This is a genomic window from Nesterenkonia aurantiaca, from assembly GCF_004364585.1.
GTDB lineage: Bacteria > Actinomycetota > Actinomycetes > Actinomycetales > Micrococcaceae > Nesterenkonia > Nesterenkonia aurantiaca.
In genome coordinates this window covers 32,398-52,072 of the sequence record NZ_SOAN01000002.1, presented here as the reverse complement: position 1 = coordinate 52,072, position 19,675 = coordinate 32,398, and the positions used below count along the sequence as shown (strand labels likewise).

Annotated in this window: 15 protein-coding genes; 8 read left to right on the top strand and 7 right to left on the bottom strand. The window is 65.4% G+C overall.

Annotation, left to right across the window (positions count from 1 at the left end):
* Window positions 1-1,221: 1,221 nt before the first annotated feature.
* The 7 genes from EV640_RS03240 to rpmH form a co-directional block, all read right to left on the bottom strand.
* Window positions 1,222-2,217 (bottom strand): ParA family protein, encoded by a 996-nt coding sequence (locus tag EV640_RS03240; protein WP_243832213.1) that lies wholly within the window; start codon window positions 2,215-2,217, stop codon window positions 1,222-1,224.
* Between the two features lie 147 nt (window positions 2,218-2,364).
* Window positions 2,365-3,114 carry a 16S rRNA (guanine(527)-N(7))-methyltransferase RsmG gene (rsmG, locus tag EV640_RS03235; protein ID WP_133725801.1) on the bottom strand — a complete coding sequence of 250 codons (750 nt, stop codon included), beginning with the start codon at window positions 3,112-3,114 and terminating at the stop codon, window positions 2,365-2,367.
* Window positions 3,115-3,200: 86 nt separating this feature from the next.
* On the bottom strand, window positions 3,201-3,854 hold the full coding sequence (locus tag EV640_RS03230) for a Jag family protein (protein ID WP_133725800.1): 654 nt from the start codon (window positions 3,852-3,854) through the stop codon (window positions 3,201-3,203).
* Between the two features lie 8 nt (window positions 3,855-3,862).
* Window positions 3,863-4,825, bottom strand: coding sequence for a membrane protein insertase YidC (gene yidC, locus EV640_RS03225; protein ID WP_133725799.1), 963 nt, complete (start codon window positions 4,823-4,825; stop codon window positions 3,863-3,865).
* 68 nt (window positions 4,826-4,893) lie between these two features.
* Entirely contained in the window at window positions 4,894-5,190 is a 297-nt protein-coding gene (yidD, locus tag EV640_RS03220; RefSeq protein ID WP_235181045.1) for a membrane protein insertion efficiency factor YidD, read from the bottom strand.
* A gap of 182 nt (window positions 5,191-5,372) precedes the next feature.
* Window positions 5,373-5,768 (bottom strand): ribonuclease P protein component, encoded by a 396-nt coding sequence (rnpA, locus tag EV640_RS03215; RefSeq protein WP_036475731.1) that lies wholly within the window; start codon window positions 5,766-5,768, stop codon window positions 5,373-5,375.
* A gap of 183 nt (window positions 5,769-5,951) precedes the next feature.
* The gene (gene rpmH, locus EV640_RS03205; protein WP_083504652.1) at window positions 5,952-6,089 is read right to left on the bottom strand and encodes a 50S ribosomal protein L34; all 138 of its coding nucleotides are present in this window, start codon (window positions 6,087-6,089) and stop codon (window positions 5,952-5,954) included.
* A gap of 252 nt (window positions 6,090-6,341) precedes the next feature.
* Between rpmH and EV640_RS03200 the strand changes: the two genes are divergently transcribed.
* The 8 genes from EV640_RS03200 (at window position 6,342) to gyrA (ending at window position 19,672) form a co-directional block, all read left to right on the top strand.
* Window positions 6,342-7,358 carry an ABC transporter ATP-binding protein gene (locus EV640_RS03200; RefSeq protein ID WP_133725798.1) on the top strand — a complete coding sequence of 339 codons (1,017 nt, stop codon included), beginning with the start codon at window positions 6,342-6,344 and terminating at the stop codon, window positions 7,356-7,358.
* A gap of 5 nt (window positions 7,359-7,363) precedes the next feature.
* Window positions 7,364-9,013: an ABC transporter permease gene (locus EV640_RS03195; protein WP_133725797.1), complete on the top strand. Its 1,650-nt coding sequence runs from the start codon at window positions 7,364-7,366 to the stop codon at window positions 9,011-9,013.
* 200 nt (window positions 9,014-9,213) lie between these two features.
* Window positions 9,214-10,791, top strand: coding sequence for a chromosomal replication initiator protein DnaA (gene dnaA / locus EV640_RS03190; protein ID WP_369797216.1), 1,578 nt, complete (start codon window positions 9,214-9,216; stop codon window positions 10,789-10,791).
* A 716-nt stretch (window positions 10,792-11,507) separates the two neighbouring features.
* Window positions 11,508-12,635, top strand: coding sequence for a DNA polymerase III subunit beta (gene dnaN, locus EV640_RS03185; RefSeq protein ID WP_036475729.1), 1,128 nt, complete (start codon window positions 11,508-11,510; stop codon window positions 12,633-12,635).
* A gap of 21 nt (window positions 12,636-12,656) precedes the next feature.
* Window positions 12,657-13,961: a DNA replication/repair protein RecF gene (gene recF / locus EV640_RS03180; RefSeq protein ID WP_036475728.1), complete on the top strand. Its 1,305-nt coding sequence runs from the start codon at window positions 12,657-12,659 to the stop codon at window positions 13,959-13,961.
* Window positions 13,948-14,511, top strand: a complete 564-nt coding sequence (locus EV640_RS03175; RefSeq protein ID WP_036475727.1) for a DciA family protein — start codon at window positions 13,948-13,950, stop codon at window positions 14,509-14,511. The genes recF and EV640_RS03175 overlap by 14 nt, the downstream gene beginning before the upstream one ends.
* A gap of 264 nt (window positions 14,512-14,775) precedes the next feature.
* Window positions 14,776-16,854, top strand: a complete 2,079-nt coding sequence (gyrB, locus tag EV640_RS03170) for a DNA topoisomerase (ATP-hydrolyzing) subunit B (RefSeq protein WP_051501205.1) — start codon at window positions 14,776-14,778, stop codon at window positions 16,852-16,854.
* Window positions 16,855-16,924: 70 nt separating this feature from the next.
* Complete coding sequence (gene gyrA / locus EV640_RS03165) at window positions 16,925-19,672, top strand: DNA gyrase subunit A (protein ID WP_051501204.1); 2,748 nt, start codon at window positions 16,925-16,927, stop codon at window positions 19,670-19,672.
* Window positions 19,673-19,675: the final 3 nt, after the last annotated feature.

The window sequence follows — 19,675 nt, the reverse complement described above, 5'->3', positions numbered from 1 at the left end:
ACCGAGACCACGCCGCTTTCGTTCTGCCATTCGGCAGCCTCCTAGGGGATAGAACTAGAGCCGCACGGTGGGAACGGCAACTCGATCTATTCTACGGAGCCAACCGGTCAGACCCCTGTAGGCGGGCGTCCAACCAGGAAGGTTTCACGTGGAACAGCGTGTCACCGCAGGTGATCTCTGCCTCGGGACTGAATGGCGCGGTAAAACCCCAGCTCAGGGGGACACCACGGGGCAGGTGGCGACTCGAGAGCCCCTATCCTGGTCTTGGCTGTCACTGATAGATGTCACTTCGGCGTGTTTCACGTGAAACCGTGACTCTGGACTTCTCTCCTACGTTCCTGCTGCTGGTTCCAGCTTGCTGACCCGTTGCTTCACGTGAAACTCGTGGACGGCCGGCGACCGCGCCCAGATGTGACCATTCTCGAAGTGTGGGCCGCAGCGAGTTCACGCGCATGATGCTGACGATGCAGAATCCCGACCGCGTGCAACTCGTATGAGACAACGCTTTCGTGCGCCATGTGTTGGTTCCACGTGAAACCCGAACCCGAAGGATGCGCCTGGTTCATCACTTGCATGTCACTACGGGTTTCACGTGAAACTTGCACATACCGGCGGTCAGCGCTCACACCACGGATCCTGGAATCAACAGCCCCACGGGATTCCCGCCGATCCAGACCCCGTGCGGCGTGCAGGACCGTCCGTTCCAGGAACCCAAGTATCTGAGGTCGGTTTCACGTGGAACCAGGTCCCACCTGGCGCGGCCAACTGGATATTCGAGTTCATCGCAGGTTTCACGTGAAACTCCCGGACTGCGGCGTTCGGTGCGCAAACCCCAGTTCCTGTGATGGCGAGCCCTTCAGCCCCCGTCCGTGGGACCGCACTCGCTCCAGACCCCGTGCTGTCTCCAGGTCCTCCGGCCCAGGGAGCCCGGAAGTACCTGCTGCTGGTTTCACGTGAAACAGACCCCCGTCCGGGACGGCCAGTCGATGATGGCGTTCGACGGGATGGTTTCACGTGAAACCAGCCGCATATTCTCGACTCGCTCGTATTGCGGCAAAGATGCCCTGGTGCGGGAGCGCGTGAACACCACGTCGCGCCTTCGCAGGCTCCGTCACAGGGGAGCGGGGTTTCACGTGGAACCGAATTCAGCGTCCGTGCTTCAGAGTCGGGACACCCCGGGTGCAGGCGCCGAACGAGCTCAGAAAGGACTATCGTCCCTGGTCAGGAGCGCTGGACCAGCTCAGCGGCAGCTTCCAGGTACGCCAGGGCGCCGGTCGAGGACCGGTCATAGGTGATGACGGTCTGCTGATAGGACGGAGCCTCGGAAATGCGCACGCTGCGTGGAATGACCGACTGCAGCACCGATTCCGGGAAGTGTTCGCGCACTTCTCCGGCCACCTGGGAGGCAAGGTTGGTGCGTCCGTCGTACATGGTCAGCAGGATCGTCGAGACCTTCAGCGGGGGGTTCAGATGTTTCTGGATCATGCCGATGTTGTTGAGCAGCTGACTCAGGCCTTCCAGTGCGTAGTACTCGCACTGGATGGGGATCAGAACCTCTTGGGCGGCGACGAAGGCATTGACGGTGAGCAGGCCGAGGCTGGGCGGACAGTCGATGAATACGAAGTCCAGCCGCTCGAGGCCGTTCTCCTCTCGGTATCGATAGTACTCCGCCAGCGCCCGGGCCAGCCGCTGCTCCCGGGCCACCAGGGAGACCAGTTCGATCTCGGCTCCGGCGAGATGGATCGTGGCCGGCACCACCTGAAGCCGGGGCACATCCGGGCAGTCGGCGACCACATCGGCCAGCGCGAAGTCCTCGATCAACACGTCGTAGACCGAGTCGGCATCTGCAGAGTGGTCCACGCCTAGGGCTGTGGAGGCATTCCCCTGCGGGTCGATATCGATCACCAGAACGTTGAAGCCCTGATCGGCCAGCGCGGCCGAGAGGTTCACGGTGCTGGTGGTCTTGCCCACTCCACCCTTCTGGTTCGACACGGTGATCGCCCGAGTCTGGCTGGGTCGGTTCAGTTCGGTGGTCGTGAGCTTCTTGCGGCGACGATTCTCGTCTGCGAGCTCGGCGGCCAGGGGAGAGGACGCGGCCAGGGACTCCAGGATCGAGGAACCCTCCGCCGTGCTCGCTGCCGCCTCTGCGGCCCTGGCGGCGCCACTGGTTTCACGTGAAACGCGCTTCTCCTGCACGAGCCACCCTTCCTTTGTCATGACTGGACCACTTGTGTCGGGCAGACCACCCCGACAAGCGGGGGTGGGCACAGCTAAGAGTCTAGGCCACGGGGGTGACCCGGACACCCGTAGCAACGCGTCTGAAGACGATTGCAGGCCCGCTGCGGGATCGGGAGGCCTGCGAGGCTACCGCGGCCCGGCGGAGCGTCGCCGGCAGCGCACGACGGTGCTGGGCTCCTCCAGAAGGTCTTCGCCGAGAAGCTCGACCGTGGGGCTTGTCAGCTTGTGCTTGCTGAAGGACTTGCCGGCCGCGGCGATCTCACCACGGGCGCTGCGCCCCTTGATGAGCATCAGCTCGCCGTCGTCGTCCAGCAACGGAACTGTCAGTGGCAAAAGCTTCTTGAGACCTGTCACGGCGCGGGCGGTCACCACATCGGCCATGACCTCGTCAGTGACCTCCTCAGCGCGGGCGCGGATGAGTTGGACATTGTCCAGCTGCAGGTCCTGGACCACCGTGCTGAGCCACTCGACGCGGCGCTCCATCGGCTCGATCAGGATGAACTCCACATCAGGACGTGCGATCGCCAAGGCAAGTCCCGGGAGACCGGCACCTGAGCCGACGTCTGCCACCGTGGTGCCTGCGCTCAGCTCAGGGCCGAGCACGGCGCAGTTGAGCACATGGCGGGACCACATGATGGGCACCTCACGGGGCCCGAGCAGTCCATGCTCGATACCGGTGGAGCACAGATGCGCGACATATTGCTTGGCCAGGTCCAGCCGGTCACCGAAGAGCACCTCGGCAGCCCGCTGCTCCTGCTCGCTCAGCTCCGGCGCCTCCAGCGAGGGCCCCTGCCCGGGGAGCTCCGGCTCACCCAGTTGGGCGTTATTTACCGCCTCGTGGGTGGCTGCTTCGCGGTCGTCCTGGGGCTCACTCATGTCTTGCTCCTTGGCTGCAGGACCGGATCCTCAGCTGCGCTGAGCCCCGGCCTCGGTGTATCGGACTCCGCGGCGCGTGGCGGCGCTCAGGCCGGTGAGATGACCACGTGGCGACGCTTGCCTTCACCCTCGGACTCGCTGAGGAGACCGGATTCGGCGACGAAGTCATGCACGATCTTGCGCTCGTAGGCGCTCATGGGCTCAAGGTGTTCGTCTTCGCCACGATCCTTGACCCTGGCGATCGCCTTCTCGGCCTGGTCCTTGAGCTCGTCCTGTCGCTGGTCGCGATGGCCCGCGATGTCCAGGATCAGCCGGGTCCGCTCCCCGGTGGCGGTGAGCACGGCGAGCCGGGTCAGCTCCTGCAGCGCATCGAGGACTTCGCCCCCGTCCCCGACGAGATCATCCAGCTCCTCACCGCCCTCTTCGGTCACGATCGAGACGTAGGTGCGGCCCCCGCGGACCTCGATGTCGATGTCGCCGTCGAGGTCAACGATGTCCAGCAGCTCTTCGAGATAGTCAGCGGCGATGTCCCCCTCATCCGTGGCACCTCCAACGGCGGCCTGATCGCCCTGAACGGCCTCAGCATCGATGCTCCCGGCCTCGGCGCTCTCCTGGCCCTCACGGGCAGGTTCACCCGACGCTGAGGCGCTGAGCAGCTGCTCCGACGGCGCGTCGCGCTCTGTCTCTGCTGCCTGGCCATGGGTGTCGGTCTCGCTGCGCTGGGTCACGTTCTCGCTCATAGCTGCTGCTACTTCCTCTTCTTCTTCTTCTTCGCGGGCTGGGAAGTCTGCCCCAGATGCTTTCCGGTCGGCTTGGGCTCCTCGGCGACGGGCTTGGGCGCCTCATTGAACGGCGCCAGTCCGCGCGCGGCACGCCGCAGGTTGAGTTCCTTCTCCGCCAGGGACCCGGGAGTGGGGTTGTTGCGGATGACCCACCACTGCTGGCCCATGGTCCAGAAGTTTGTCGCGGTCCAGTAGACGAGCACGCCGACTGGGAAGTTCACGCCGCCGACCACGAAGACCAGGGGCAGCACGTAGAGCATCATCTTCTGGGTCTGCGCGAACTGACCTGTCAGGGCCGCTTCGGACATGTTCTTGCTCATCAGCTGCTTCTGCGTGAAGAACTGGGTGGCGACCATGGCCACGATCATGATCGAGGTCAGGATGACCACGTCCCACCGGGTGGGATCCTCGCTGAAGGAGGGCAGGAAGATGTCTGACATCCCCACACCAAAGATCTCTGAGCCGTCGAAGCTCTGCACCTCCGCGGCGCTCAGCGCTCCGTAGCCCTCGGCCTGGTTCTGTGGTTCGCGCATCCGGTTGAGCATCCAGAACAGCGCGAAGAAGATCGGCATCTGGGCCAGCAGCGGAAGGCACGTCATGAACGGGTTCACATTGTGCTTCTTGAACAGCGCCTGCTGCTCCTGTGCCATCTGCTGCCGCGAGACCGGGTCCTTCTTGCCCTTGTACTTGGCCTGCAGCTTCTGCACTTCGGGCTGGATGATCTGCATGCCGCGCTGAGACTTGATCTGCTTGACGAACAGCGGGATCAAGATGATGCGGATGACAAGCACCAGCAGAACGATGGACACCACCCAGTTCCACCCAGAGTCGAACGGAAGCCCCACCGCGGTCAGGACGCCGTGGAAGGTGCTCAGGATGAAGGAGACGGCCCAGGTGAAGGGCCACATGATTGTGTCGAAAAAGCCCATGAATCTCTCAGATGTCGTGGCCAGGCGTCATGCGGAAGCAGCCTGCCGGCTCGGGGGAGTTGATGGCGTCAGTCATCATCGCCGCGGGGTATCGGTGGGTGGTTTGTCTCTATGATCGTCGGTACTCCACCCTGCGGCCAAATCCTCGCCGTCGGTGGCACCGGGTCGACTCCACCACCGGTGAAGGGATTGCAGCGAAGAATTCGCCACAGCGTCAGTGGGATGCCGCGGATGACCCCGTGAGCGGTCACCGCTTCCAGCCCGTAGGCAGAGCAGCTCGGATAGAAGCTGCATACCTGACCGTACAGGGGCGAGATGACTTTGCGGTATGCCCGCAGGAGCCAGGAGAGCAGGATCGATGCCATGGAGCGGATCCATCCCCAGTGGCCGCGCCGAAGCTCGGCCTCGGTGACCTCCACGGTGGGGACCCCGGGGGCCATCCCCTGCTCGACATAGAAGTCTCGATGCCGGACCCAGATCGCGTTCTCCGGTCCGTGGCCCTGAGCCTGCCCGGGCGGTGGCGTCAGGTCCGGCTCAGGAGGCTGGTTCACGTGCGGACCGCCCGGCGGAGGGACTTCCGGTGCGCGCGCTGAGCCGCCCGGAGAACCTCCTCGCGCAGCTGTGCGTGGTCCATCCTCGTGATCTCGGGGAAGGCACGGATCACAAGGTCCATGGTGTGCCCGGGATCGGTCGCGAGCGCCTCATGGCGCATCAGATCCATCACGATATGGCGCAGTCGCCGCTGCACCCGATGCCGGACCACGGCATTGCCCACGGCTTTGGACACGACGAGCCCGCACCGCCAAGATGATCCACCTGCGGCGGGAGCCTCGGTCCGCAGCAGAACCGAGACCATCAGCCCGTCGCCTCCGGCGCGCGAACCATGTCGCATGGTGGCGCGGTGATCGCCCGAGGAGGTCAGGCGGTGTTCCTTGGGAAGCACAGCGTGTGAACTCCCTTCGAGGCGACCGCCAGGGTGCGGTGCCGGGTCTCGGACCTGCGCCCACGACTGGGGCACGGGATGCACGAACGGCCCGGTCCCTGATGATGGGACGGGCCGCGGTGTCGGTCCTGGCGCACTGCGCCGGGACCTGCTGACCAGGTGGTCAGCGTGAATTGCTCTGGATCAGGCCGAGAGTTCCTTGCGGCCCTTGGCGCGGCGGGTCGAGATGATGGATCGGCCGGCACGGGTGCGCATACGGGAACGGAAGCCGTGCTTACGGCTGCGACGGCGGTTGCTCGGCTGGAAAGTCCGCTTGCTCACTGTGTACTCCCACTTGGATGGTTTGAAGTCATTCGGGCCCCGGAAAGGATCTGCGTGCAGGCACGGCAGTACTCTGGGGCGACCTGCCAACACTAGGGGTTCTTTCCCTGCGCCGTCAAGTCGAGGCGGATCCGACTATCAACAGTTGTGCAGAGCACTGTGGATAGACCGGGCAGTGACCCATTGGACCGGGGACCGGGCTGTTCTATCGTGGATGTCCCGGCGCTGGTCGGGGTCGAGAAGGGACTGGACATGGCTGGTCATGATCCCGTGATCCAGGTGGCTGACCTCACGAAGTCATTCGGTGATGTCCGCGCCCTGGACAAGCTCTCCCTGCAGGTCAACGAGGCCGAGGTGCACGGCTTCCTGGGACCCAACGGGTCCGGAAAGTCTACGACGCTGCGCGTGCTGCTGGGTGTGCTCCATCGCGACTCCGGCACGGTCAGGGTCTTCGGCGGAGACCCGTGGCGAGACGCCGTGGCGCTGCACCGGCGCCTGGCCTACGTCCCCGGGGAGGTGGAGCTCTGGCCCAACCTCACGGGCGGGGAGGTCATCGACGTGTTCCTGCGGCTGCGCAGCCGCGCCGCCGGGGCCAGGCATGTGACTCAGCGACGTGATGAGCTGATCGAACGCTTCGCGCTGAATCCTCGCAAGAAGACCCGCACCTACTCCAAGGGTAATCGGCAGAAGGTGGCGCTGATCGCGGCCCTGGCCGCCGACGTCGACCTGCTGCTGCTCGATGAGCCCACCTCAGGCCTGGACCCGCTCATGGAGGTGGTCTTCCAGCAGGTCATCGCCGAGACCCGGCTGCAGGGCCGCTCCGTGCTGCTCTCCAGCCACATCCTCGCGCAGGTCGAGGCACTTGCAGACCGGGTCTCGATCATTCGCGAAGGTCGCACCGTGGAATCCGGCAGCCTCTCTGAGATGCGCCACATGACACGCACCACGATCGAGGTCGAGACCACACGATCCGCCGCCGCGCTCCAGCATCTCGAGGGGGTCCATGATCTGCGCATCACACACACAGCTGGTGCCAGCCGGACGGTTCTGGAGGTCGACAGCGATCGGCTGGCTACGATCACTGCGCACCTGGCAGCTCTGGGCGTTCAGTCCCTGGTCGCCCACCCTCCGACCCTCGAACAACTGCTGATCAGGCACTACGGTGTGATTCCGGGATCCACCACCCCCGCCGCAACTACCCCGGCCACCGAAGGCGCGGCTGACTCTCCAACCTCGCGCACGCCAGCCCCCGACCCCTGCGCACCATGACGACCATGCAGAACCGGTCCCTCAACAAGACCGACACCACCGACTCAGCCCGGACAGGCATGGCCGGCACCGGAGTCCTGTTGCGATTCATGCTGCGCCAGGACCGGGTGCGGCTGAGCCTCTGGGTGCTGGGCATCGGGCTGATGAGCTTCTATGTGGCCAACGCCGTGCAGGCGCTGGTCACCGACGAGGCGGAGCTGGCCCAGATGGCGGGGCTCTTCGCGGATCCGGTGGGCCGCCTGATGACAGGTCCGGCCTATGGCATGGAGTCGCCCACCTTCGAACGCTTCTACGCGGCGGGGTATGTGCTGTTCATCTACATCCTCACCGCCCTGATGAGCATCTTCACCGTGGTCCGGCATACGCGTGCCGAAGAAGCCTCCGGCAGGGCCGAACTTCTGCGCGCCGACGTGCTGGGTCGGCACGCCACGCTCACCGCTGCGCTGCTTCTGGTGCTGCTGGCCAATGCAGCGGCTGCGATGCTGGTGCTGCTCGGTGCGCTCTCGGGCGGGTTCGCGCAGGAGGGATCGCTGCTGGTGGCAGGATCCGGGGCCGCCATCGGACTGCTGTTCGCCGCCGTGGCGGCCCTCGCCGCCCAGCTGACCGAGACCTCCCGCGCGGCCTCTGGGTTGACCGGTGCACTGCTGGGACTCGCATATCTGATCCGGATGGTCGGGGACATGGCCGCCGTTCAGGGCACTGCGCTCTCCTGGTTCTCCCCGCTCGGCTGGTCCCAGCAGACCGCGCCCTATGTCGAGGACCGCTGGTGGCCCCTGCTGCTCTGCCTGGCACTGGCCGCGGCGGCGGTGCTCGGGGCCTTCGGGCTGAGCACCCGGCGTGACCTCGGGGCCGGACTGCTCCCTTCTCGGCTGGGGCGGGCGCAGGCACGCCCCCGGCTGACCACCCCGCTCGGCGTGGCGACGCACACCCTGCGCGGAGGCCTGCGCGGCTGGGGCGCTGCCGTCATCCTCTGCGGCGCGCTCTTCGGCAGCTACGCCCAATCGATGGTCGATACCGCCGCGAGCCTCCCCGAAGAGTTCCGCAGCTTCTTCGCCGGAGAGACGGTGCTGCTGGGATACCTGGCCTATATGGCGATGTTCCTGGCGCTCTTCGTCGCGGCCGCGGGAGTCGGCGGCATCCAACAGCTGCGCGGCGAGGAGAAGCATGGGCGGGCCGAGCTGCTGCTCAGCGCTCCGCTGAGCCGCACCCGCTGGCTGGGCGCGCACCTCACCGTGCTCCTCGGTGGACTCGGGATCATGCTCTCGTTCACCGGGCTGGCCACCGCCGCTGCGGCGGTGGCCGTGCTCCAGGACGATCCCGCCGCATACTTCAACGACATCCTGTGGGCCAGTCTGCATCAGGGACCTGCTGTCCTGGCCGTAGTGGGACTCACTCTCGCCGCCTACGGCTGGGTGCCGCGGTTCGCCGGACTGCTGGGGTGGCTGCTGCTCGGCTATGCGGCCGTGATGACGAACTTCGGTCCGCTCCTGGATCTGCCGACGGTCTTCTCCGAGCTCAATGTGTTCGGGCACCTCGCGCAATACCCGGTCGAGGCCGTCCGATGGAGTCCGGTGCTCTGGCTCAGCGGCATCGGCACGGCCGGGATCCTCCTGGGATTCACAGGATGGCGGCGCCGTGTCATCAACAGCGGCTGACCTGCCATGACGCGGAAGAACCGAGTTGTTCCACAGGGCTGTCCACAGAAGCTGTGGAATACTATGGGCAGAATTTCGCCGATGTACATGAGGGGAGCAGCGTGCCTGCTGAGTCAGAGATCGATGTGCCGCGCCAGTGGCAGCAGGTGCTCGCAGAGCTCCGGGAGAACCATGGCATCGGGGCGCTGAACCTGACCGATGTGGGACGCGCCGTGCCCCAAGGGGAGCAGCTCCTCGGTGAGACGCTGCTGCTGACAGTGGCGGTGCCCCATGAGCGGGTGCGGGAACTGATGCAGGCGACTCTGGCCGTGCAGCTCAGCGAGGCGCTGCGCGCGGTGTTCGGCAGGGAGGTGCTCTGCGCCTACGTGGTTGACCTCGGGATGTCCCAGCGCCAGCGGGAGAAAGCCAGCGAACACTCGGCGCCCTCGGCGCCCTCAGCCGCATCGGCCTCCTCCACGGCGGTGGATGACCTCTACCCCAGCGAGACCGTGGTCGAGCCTCCGCGCCGGGGCCCGGTGGCCGAGACCAATCCATATGCCCGGGACGAGCGGTCCCCTCAACGCCGGGGCATCGGTTCGGGTCGCGAGCGTGACGAGTTCGGGCAGCCCAGCTTCGCACCCACCGATTATTCACAGTACGAACGGCCCGAGCCGGCGCAGCGGGACCCACGCATGGTCGAGCGCCGCCCTCCCAGCCGTCCGGCTCCCTCGGAGTCCTTCACCGCCAGCGGCGGTGGTGAGTCCTATGAGACCTCCCGGTTGAACCCGCGCTACACGTTCGACACCTTCGTCATCGGTTCCTCGAACAGGTTCGCCCATGCCGCCGCGAACGCCGTGGCGGAGGCTCCTGCGAAGGCGTACAACCCGCTGTTCATCTATGGCGACTCCGGTCTGGGCAAGACTCACCTGCTCCATGCCATCGGGCACTACGCGCAGCGGCTCTATTCCGGCATCCGCGTGCGCTACGTGAACTCGGAGGAGTTCACGAACGACTTCATCAACTCCATTCGCGACGACGAGGGCGCCAGCTTCAAGCATCTCTATCGCAATGTCGACATCCTGCTGCTCGACGACATCCAGTTCCTCGCGGACAAGGAACGCACAGTGGAGGAGTTCTTCCATACCTTCAACACCCTCTACAACAACAACAAGCAGGTCGTCATCACCTCTGATCTGCCGCCGAAACAGCTCTCCGGGTTCGAAGAGCGGCTCCGGTCGCGGTTCGAATGGGGCCTGATCACCGACATCCAGCCGCCTGAGCTGGAGACGCGCATCGCGATCCTGCGCAAGAAGGCCACCGCGGAGAACTTCTCCTGCCCGGACGACGTCTTGGAGTACATCGGTTCCAAGATCTCCACCAACATCCGCGAGCTCGAAGGCGCGCTGATCCGGGTCACCGCCTACGCTGCGCTCAACAAGCAGGCGGTGGACCTCTCGCTGGCCGAACAGGTGATGCGGGATCTGATCTCCGATGACCATGCCCAGGAGATCACCTCCGAGCAGATCATCAACGCCACCGCGGACTACTACAACTTCACGGTCGAGGAGCTGACCTCGAAGTCGCGCAACCGCACCTTGGTGACGGCACGCCAGATCGCCATGTATCTGCTGCGCGAGCTCACGGAGATGTCACTTCCGAAGATCGGGCAGGCCTTGGGCGGACGCGATCACACCACTGTGATGTATGCCGAACGCAAGATCCGAGAGCTGATGGCGGAGCGGCGGGCCGTGTTCAACCAGGTCACGGAACTGACGAACAAGATCAAACAGCAACGCTGACCTGCGGCAGATCGGCCGCAGTTAAGTCAAGCCCATGGCTGACACCTGTGGAGAGACTCCTGCTCCACAACTCACACCGTTGTCATTTCCTCTCCCGGTTGGGATTCAGCGCGGTTGACAGCGGCGATCTCCACAGGTTTTCCCACATATCCACAAGCAGCGGTGGAGTTTTCCCGATTCTTGTTAACAGCTGTGGATAAATCGGTGCATCCACCGGTGCAGAACCCTCGATTTCTGTGGATAACCACGCCAGCGTTGGGGAGCGGGCAATCTGCACGCCGAAGAATCTCCCCTGGTGATGCACAGCCCAAGCGGTGTCGGTCCACCACGGAGTGCACAGGAAATATCAGGCAGACCCAGAGATCGAGTGGGTTATCCACAGATTCCACAGCACCTATTAACACTTCTGACCCTTAACCCCTTATATGACAAAGAACAATCACCTGGCCGGTCCCAACGAGGAAGGACCAACGATCAAGAACAACGCCCCGAGGCCGGAGACTCCCTCCAGTCCCTCCCTCGCTGCGACGCCTCAGAAGCTGCCCTGATCCCAGATCTTGTGGCTCCTGAACAATGCTGCGGCTCATATGGTGGTCGCTAACTTCTTTGCTGGCTTCTGACTCGCTCTTGCAGGTAAGCTCGACACTCGACACAGCCACCAGATGCTTGACATTCATCGCGGAGCTGTCCGAGAGCCACAAGAAGGGCAGGGATCAGTGGAGTTCACTGTTGAGCGGGACGTTCTTTCCGAAGCAGTCTCATGGGCTGCCCGGTCGCTGTCCCCCCGACCGCCCGCTCCTGTCCTGGCCGGACTGCACATCACTGCGGCAGATCAGACCGTCACGATCTCCAGCTTCGACCACGAGATCTCGGCGCAGCTGCACATCGAGGCTGAGGTCAAGCAGGAGGGCACGATCCTGGTCTCGGGACGGCTACTCAACGACATCGTGAAGTCCCTGCCCAACGCCCCGGTCACGGTTCACCTGCAGGACTCTCGCGTTCAACTGACCTGCCGCTCCTCGAAGTTCACGCTCTCGACCATGCCGGTGGATGAGTACCCGGAACTTCCAGGCATGCCAGAACTCGCCGGAACCGTGGACGGCGCCGTCTTCGCCCGGGCGGTCTCCCAAGTGATCACGGCCGCATCGAAGGACGACACGCTGCCGATCCTCACCGGCGTCAAGGTCGAGATCGAGGGAGACACCATCACCTTCCTCGCCACTGACCGCTATCGACTGGCGATGCGCGAGATCAACTGGTCTCCCGCTGACCCGGACATCTCCACCTCGGTGCTGATCAAGGCCAAAACGCTCAATGACGTGGCGAAGTCCCTGGCCGGAGCCGGCTCGCTGCAGATCGCGCTCTCCGAGACGGCCGAGCTTGTCGGCTTCTCCTCCGGGGGACGCCGCACCACCTCGGTGCTGGTGGACGGGGATTACCCGAAGATCCGTCAGCTCTTCCCGGAAGAGACTCCGATCCACGCGGTGGTGAACACGGCTGAGTTCATCGAGGCCGCGCGCCGCGTCTCCCTGGTCTCGGAACGCAACGGTCATGTCCGGCTGCAGTTCACCCAGGACGACGAGGTCATCCTGGACGCCGGGGTCGACGACGCGGCCTCCGCCTCGGAGGTCATCCCCGCGACCCTGACCGGTGAAGCGATCACCGTCGGATTCAACCCGGCCTACCTCAACGAGGGACTCAACGTCATCGACACTGACTTCCTGCGGTTCTCCTTCGTCTCGGCGCCCAAGCCGGCCATGATCACCGGACAGGCCGAGGCCGAGGGTGAGAAGGCGATCGACTTCCGGTATCTGCTGATGCCGGTGCGCCTGATCAACCCGTAGCGGCTGGCAGCCTAGGAGACCATGCGGCTCTCACAGCTCACGCTCACGGATTTTCGCAGCTACGCCCAGGCGCAGCTGGAGCTGCAGCCTGGCCCCAATGTGCTGCTGGGCTTCAACGGGGTGGGCAAGACCAACATCGCCGAGGCCATCGGCTACCTCTCCACCTTGAGCTCGCACCGGGTGAGCCAGGACGGGCCCCTGGTCCGACACGGACAGAAGCAGGCCTTCATCCGCGCCGAGGCGCACCGGGGATCTCGGCAGGCTCGGCTCGAGGTCGAGATCAATCCGGGACGCAGCAACCGGGCCAGGATCAACCGCGGCAACCCGGTGCGGGCCACCGACGTGCTGGGAATCCTGCGCACCGTGCTCTTCGCACCTGAGGATCTGGACCTGATCAAGGGTTCTCCCACGGTGCGGCGCCGGCTGCTGGATGACCTCGCGGTGCAGCTGCGTCCGGCGCTGGGCAGGGTGCGCCTGGACTACGAGAAGGTGCTCAAGCAGCGCAACGCCCTGCTCAAGTCGCTGCGCCATGAGTCGTTCACCGCCACCCATGAGTCCACGCTGGCGGTGTGGGACCACCAGCTGGCTGAGGCGGGATCGCATCTGCTCAAGGCCCGACTGGAGATGCTCACCGCGCTTCGACCCCATACGGCCACCGCCTATGAGCAGCTCTCGGGCAGCATCCGCACGGCGCGGCTGCGGTACCTCAGCTCTCTCGAGGTCGAAACGGGACCGGACCAGGATTCCCGGCCCCAGGATGCGCAGCTCGACGAGCGTGGAGACGCCGAGGCTGAACCCCCGCTGGACGCCGAGGCTGAGCCCGAGAGTGGGAGCTCGAGCCGGGCCGGGTCGGTGGATCCCTCGGCCGATGCCTCGGTGCTGGAGTCCGCCTCTCGCCAGGAGCTGGCCGAGCTGATGCTCTCCGGGCTGGCCGGTGCCCGGCGCGAAGAACGGCAGCGAGCGATCACCCTGGTAGGTCCGCACCGCGACGATATCGCCTTCACCTTGGATGAGGTGCCGGTGAAGGGCTTCGCCTCCCACGGCGAGACCTGGTCCTTCGCCCTGGCCCTGAGGCTGGCCGCCTATCGCGTGATGATCGACGACGATACCAGCGAAGGTTCCCAGCCGGTGCTGATCCTCGATGACGTGTTCGCCGAGCTCGATGCCCGCCGGCGTCGTCGGCTTGCCGAGCTCGCCGGGGAGGCCGAGCAGCTCATCGTGACCGCGGCGGTGGACGACGACGTCCCCGCCAGCCTCATGCGCAGCGCGCTGCGCGTGGAGTCGGTGGACCAGATCAGCCAGGTGACCCTCCATGAACGCGATTGACGACCAGATCCAGGACCATGAGGATGCCGCCAAGATCCTGCTGGCTCGGATGCGCGCCGCCGCACGCGGCCGCGGCGAGCATCGGATGCGTGGGCTCCCGCGCGGCTCCTCACTGGCCGGTGATCCGCGCAGCGCCTCCAAGGACTCCCCGGCCCAGGCCAGGAGCAGCGGCGGCTCGAAGTCCGGGGCCGACCGGCGGGACCCCAATCTGCTGGGCGGCGTGGTCGGCGGGCTGATCAAGACCCGCGGGTGGAGCTCCCCGGTGGCCGTGGGCTCGGTGATAGCGCGCTGGGAACAGCTCGTCGGCTCCGCGATCGCTGCGCACTGCAGACCCGAGAAGTTCGAGAACGGGGTGGTGGAGGTCCTCTGCGACTCCACCGCCTGGGCCACGAACCTCAAGCTCATGCAGCCGCAGCTCATGGACGTGTTCAACACTCAGCTCGGTCCGGGGATCGTCACCGGACTCTCGATCCGGGGTCCGGCGGCCCCCAGCTGGAAGAAGGGCCGGTATTCGGTCCGCGGGCGGGGTCCCCGGGACACCTACGGCTGAAACGCCAGGCTGCGATATGCCGCGCTCGGGCCCTCACAGTGGAACCCAACCTCACCCGGGCATCCCCGAGTTGGTTCCAGGGGTGTTCCTCGGCCGCTGATCGCAGAGTCTGTGCGCCCACGGCGCTCTAGGAATGAGATTTTGCGTCCCTGGCGCGGTAGACTGGGAGGACGGCCCGAGCGTATCCACCACTCGGGCTGGTCTGTGTCATGACAAGGTCAGCATCCTCGACCTTCCCGGCAACTCAAGGAGACGGCATAGCCCGTGACCTCGGCTAACGAGAACAAGCAGCATCAGGGCAACTACGGCGCCTCGGACATCACCGTCCTGGAGGGCCTGGAAGCAGTCCGAAAGCGTCCCGGAATGTACATCGGTTCCACCGGTGAGCGCGGTCTGCACCACCTGGTCTACGAAGTGGTCGACAACTCGGTCGATGAGGCGCTGGCCGGCTACTGCTCGCACATCCAGATCACGATGCAGGACGACGGCGGCGTCCGGGTCGAAGACGACGGTCGCGGCATTCCGGTGGACATGCACCCCACCGAGGGCAAGCCCACGGTCGAGGTCGTGATGACCGTTCTGCACGCCGGCGGCAAGTTCGGCGGCAGTGGCTACGCGGTCTCCGGCGGCCTGCACGGGGTCGGGATCTCCGTGGTCAATGCCCTCTCCCGGAAGGTGCGCACCACCGTGCGTCGGCAGGGCCACGAGTGGAGCATCGGCTTCGGCAACGGTGGCGAGACCACCCAGCCGCTGTCTCAGGGCGGGGAGACCGATGAGACCGGCACCACGATGGTCTTCTTCCCGGACCCAGAGATCTTCGAGAGCATCGAGTTCGACTTCGAGACGCTCCGCGCCAGGTTCCAGCAGATGGCCTTCCTGAACAAGGGTCTGCGCATCACCCTGCGCGACGAGCGCAAGATCCCCGGCAACGAGGTGGTCCACGACGAGATCCTCGAGGAACACCACGAGGACACCCCAGCCGAGCTGGAGCCCACCGAGGCGGGCGGCGGCAGCGACGGCATCATCGAGACCCCCAACGGCCGCGTCGTCGTCTACCAGTACGACGCAGGACTGCTTGACTACGTCAATCATCTCAACGCCACCAAGCGGGCCGAGGTGGTCCACGACGACGTCATCGCCTTCGAGGCCGAGGACACCGAGCGCGGCATGGCCGCTGAGCTCGCCATGCAGTGGACGCTGTCCTATTCAGAGTCGGTGCACACCTACGCCAACACGATCAACACCCATGAGGGCGGCACGCACGAAGAGGGCTTCCGCGCGGCGATGACCACGCTGATCAACCGGTATTCCAGGGATAAGCAGATCCTGCGCGAAAAGGATGACAACCTCACCGGCGAGGACATCCGCGAAGGCCTCACCGCGGTCATCTCGATCAAGCTGCGCGAGCCGCAGTTCGAGGGTCAGACCAAGACCAAGCTGGGCAACACCGAGGCCCGCGGCTTCGTGCAGAAGGTCGTCAACGAGTACCTCGGAGACTGGCTGGAGCGCAACCCCGGCCCGGCCCGAGACATCGTGCGCAAGGCCCAGTCCGCCGCCCATGCCCGGGTGGCGGCGCGCAAGGCCCGTGAGAACGCCCGCCGGAAGTCCCCGCTGGAGACCATGGGCATGCCCGGCAAGCTCGCCGACTGCTCCTCCAAGGACCCCTCGGAATCGGAGATCTACCTGGTCGAGGGTGACTCCGCCGGTGGTTCGGCCAAGCGCGGCCGTGACCCGCGCACCCAGGCGATCCTGCCGCTGCGCGGAAAGATCCTCAACGTGGAGCGGGCCCGGCTGGACCGGGCGCTGGGCAACCAGGAGGTCCAGTCGATGATCACCGCGTTCGGCACCGGCATCGGCGAGGACTTCGACCAGGCCAAGCTGCGCTACCACAAGATCGTGCTCATGGCCGATGCCGACGTGGACGGTCAGCACATCACCACGCTGATGTTGACCCTGCTCTTCCGCTATATGCGCCCGCTGATCGAGCACGGCAACGTGTTCCTGGCCCAGCCGCCGCTGTACAAGATCAAGTGGCAGACCGGCCCGCAGGACTACGTCTACACCGACGCCGAGCGGGACGTGGCGCTCTCTGAAGGCCGGGCCAAGGGGCGCAAGCTGCCCAAGGAGCTCGGGATTCAGCGCTATAAGGGTCTCGGTGAGATGGACTACTCGGAGCTGTGGGAGACCACCATGGATCCAGACCATCGCACGCTGCTCCAGGTCTCCATGGAGGACGCCGCTGCCGCTGACGAGGTGTTCTCCATCCTCATGGGTGAAGACGTCGAGTCCCGCCGCGGGTTCATCCAGCAGAACGCCAAGGACGTCCGCTTCCTCGACATCTGAGCCGCTGCCAGCCCGTGAAGGGCGCAGCCGCGAGACGACGCCGATCTTTGCCTAAGGGAGAACACCACACGTGAGTGACAACACCGAAGAACCCCAGGACCCGCAGGGCGGACCCGCCGAGGCCGTGGAGGGCGTCGTCGTCGACGACGTCGTGACCACCGACCGGATCCGCCAGATCGACCTGCAGACCGAGATGAAGCGGTCCTACCTGGACTACGCGATGGCCGTGATCGTGGGCCGCGCGCTGCCCGATGTGCGCGACGGGCTCAAGCCGGTGCACCGCCGGGTGCTCTACGCCATGTACGACGGCGGCTACCGCCCGGACCGCTCGTTCAACAAGTGCGCCCGCGTGGTCGGCGACGTCATGGGCAACTATCATCCGCATGGTGACTCGGCGATCTACGACGCCCTGTCCCGGCTGATCCAGGACTGGGTCATGCGCTACCCGTTGGCCACCGGCCAGGGCAACTTCGGCAACCCCGGCGACGACGGCCCCGCGGCCCCGCGTTACACCGAGACCAAGATGGCTCAGCTGGCCATGGAGATGGTCCGGGACATCAACGAGAACACCGTCGACTTCCAGGACAACTACGACGGCAAGCAGCAGGAACCCGTCGTGCTGCCCTCAAGGTTCCCCAACCTGTTGGTCAACGGCTCCTCCGGCATCGCTGTGGGCATGGCCACCAACATCCCGCCGCACAACCTGCGCGAGGTCGCCGACGGCGTGAAGTGGTACCTGCAGAACCCGCAGGCCAGCCGTGAAGAGCTGCTCGAGGCGCTGCTGCAGCGGATCAAGGGCCCCGACTTCCCCACCGGCGCGCAGATCCTGGGGACCCGCGGGATCGAGGACGCCTACCGCACCGGCCGTGGATCGATCACGATGCGTGCGGTGGTCAGCGTGGAGGAGCTGCAGGGACGCACCTGCCTGGTGGTCACCGAGCTGCCCTATCACGCGAACCCCGACAACCTGGCGCGGAAGATCGCGCTGCTGGTCAAGGACGGCAAGGTCTCCGGGATCGCAGACCTGCGCGACGAATCCTCCGGACGCACCGGCCAGCGCCTCGTCGTCGTGCTCAAGCGCGACGCCGTGGCCAAGGTGGTGCTGAACAACCTGTACAAGCACACCCAGCTGCAGGAGAACTTCTCCGCGAACATGCTGGCCCTGGTCGACGGCGTGCCGCGCACGCTGAGCCTGGACGCCTTCGTGCACCACTGGGTCACCCACCAGATCGACGTGATCGTCCGGCGCACCCAGTTCCGACTCGACAAGGCCCAGCGCGAGGCCCACATCAAGATCGGCCTGCTCAAGGCCCTGGACGACCTGGACCGCGTGATCGCTACGATCCGCGCATCCTCCACCGTCGAGGAGGCCCGGCAGAACTTGAAGTCGCTGCTGGAGATCGACGACGATCAGGCCCAGGCCATCCTGGACATGCAGCTGCGCAAGCTTGCCGCCCTGGAGCGTCAGCGGCTGCAGGACGAGTACGACGAGCTGATGAAGATGATCGAGGACTTCCTGGACATCCTGGCCTCAGAAGATCGTCAGCGCCGGATCATCAGCTCCGAGTTGGACACCATCGTGGACAAGCACGGCGACGACCGTCGGACCCACATCCAGCTCGGCTACGACGGTGACATGTCCATGGAGGATCTGATCCCCCAGGAAGATGTGGTGGTCTCGATCACCCGTGACGGCTACGTGAAGCGGACCAAGATCGACAGCTACCGCGCTCAGCACCGTGGTGGTCGAGGGGTCCGCGGGGCACAGCTGCGCACCGATGACATCGTCGAGCACTTCTTCGTCACCACCACCCACCACTGGATCCTGTTCTTCACCAACCTCGGCCGGGTCTACCGCACCAAGTGCTACGACCTGATCGAGTCCGGCCGGGACTCCAAGGGTCAGCACGTGGCCAACATCGTGGCCTTCCAGCCTGATGAATACATCGCAGGCGTGCTGCCGCTGCGCACCTATGAGGATGCCCCCTACCTGGTGCTGGCCACCAAGCGTGGCCTGGTGAAGAAGACGGTGCTCACGGACTATGACACTCCCCGTCAGGCAGGCGTGATCGCGATCAACCTGCGTGAGGACGACGAGCTGGTCTCCTCCAAGCTGATCTCCGCCACCGACGATCTGATGTTGGTCTCCCGCAAGGGCCAGTCACTGCGCTTCACCGCCACCGATGAGGCGCTGCGCCCCATGGGGCGCGCCACCTCCGGGGTCACCGGCATGAAGTTCCGCGAGGAGGATGAGCTGCTCGCCGCAGACGTGGTCACGGAGAACTCCTATGTGTTCGTGGTCACCGAGGCCGGCTACGCCAAGCGGTCCGAGGTCAGCGAGTACCGGGTGCAGGGCCGCGGCGGTCTGGGCATCAAGGTGGGCAAGCTGGTCGAGGATCGCGGTGATCTGGTCGGAGCCATGGTGGTCGAGGACGACGACGAGGTCCTGGTCGTCATGGAATCTGGCAATGTGGTCCGATCTCCCGTCTCGGGCGTGCCCTCCAAGGGCCGCGACACGATGGGTGTGATCTTCGCGAAGCCGCGCAAGAAGGATCGCATCCTCAAGGTGGCCCGGAACTCCGGGGTGGCCCTGGCCGCCACCGGCGAGGACGCTGCGGCCGAGGACAGTGCGGCCGCGGAGGCCGCGAAGGGTGTCGGAGAGCTCACCGCAGCCGAGACTGCCGGTGAGACCACCGGTTCCGAAGCCGGGACACCAGCGACCGTCGCCGGCGAAGCTGAGCGCTCCGAGACCGAGGATGCAGTAGCGTTGGTCCTTGATGAAGCGGACCGGGATGAATCGGACCGAGATGATGCCTGATGG